Source organism: Providencia sp. PROV261 (assembly GCF_028477945.1).
In the GTDB taxonomy this organism is placed as follows: domain Bacteria; phylum Pseudomonadota; class Gammaproteobacteria; order Enterobacterales; family Enterobacteriaceae; genus Providencia; species Providencia stuartii.
Map to the genome: position 1 here is coordinate 1 of NZ_JAMPMC010000103.1, position 1,210 is coordinate 1,210.

At 48.4% G+C, this 1,210-nt stretch carries 1 protein-coding gene; it reads left to right on the forward strand.

Annotated features, from left to right (window positions below; translation table 11 throughout):
* A partial coding sequence (gene tuf, locus PR675_RS20865) for an elongation factor Tu (RefSeq protein ID WP_053111003.1) occupies positions 1–1,184 on the forward strand: 1,184 nt, incomplete at its 5' end.
* Positions 1,185–1,210: the final 26 nt, after the last annotated feature.

Consider the following 1,210-nt stretch of genomic DNA (forward strand, 5'->3'; position numbering starts at 1 on the left):
TGTCTAAAGAAAAATTTGAACGTTCAAAACCGCACGTTAACGTTGGTACAATCGGCCACGTTGACCACGGTAAAACTACCCTGACAGCAGCAATCACTACTGTTCTGGCAAAAACTTACGGCGGTAGCGCTCGTGCATTCGATCAAATCGATAACGCACCAGAAGAAAAAGCGCGTGGTATCACCATCTCTACTTCTCACGTAGAGTACGATACACCAACTCGCCACTACGCACACGTAGACTGCCCAGGACACGCCGACTATGTTAAAAACATGATCACGGGTGCTGCTCAGATGGACGGTGCAATCCTAGTTGTTGCGGCAACAGATGGCCCAATGCCACAAACTCGTGAGCACATCCTGTTAGGTCGTCAGGTTGGCGTTCCTTACATCATCGTGTTCCTGAACAAATGTGACATGGTAGACGACGAAGAGCTGCTGGAACTGGTTGAAATGGAAGTTCGTGAACTTCTGTCTCAATACGATTTCCCAGGTGATGACACTCCAGTTATCCGTGGTTCAGCGCTGAAAGCGTTGGAAGGCAACCCAGAGTGGGAAGCGAAAATCGTTGAACTAGCAGAAGCACTGGACAGCTACATCCCAGAGCCAGAGCGTGCAATTGACAAGCCATTCCTGCTGCCAATCGAAGACGTATTCTCAATCTCAGGTCGTGGTACAGTAGTCACAGGCCGTGTTGAGCGTGGTATCATCAAAGTTGGTGAAGAAGTTGAAATCGTAGGTATCAAAGAGACTGCGAAAACCACTTGTACTGGCGTTGAAATGTTCCGTAAACTGCTGGACGAAGGCCGTGCGGGTGAGAACGTAGGTGTTCTGCTGCGTGGTACTAAGCGTGAAGAAATCGAACGTGGTCAAGTTCTGGCGAAACCAGGTTCAATCAAGCCACACACAACTTTCGAATCAGAAGTTTATATTCTGAGCAAAGATGAAGGTGGTCGTCACACGCCATTCTTCAAAGGTTACCGTCCACAGTTCTACTTCCGTACAACTGACGTAACAGGTACTATCGAACTGCCAGAAGGCGTAGAGATGGTAATGCCAGGCGACAACGTGAACATGAAAGTAACTCTGATTCACCCAATCGCGATGGACGATGGTTTGCGTTTCGCAATCCGTGAAGGTGGCCGTACAGTAGGTGCGGGTGTTGTTGCAAAAATCATTGCATAATAACAACCCACTGTAGTGAAAAGGGG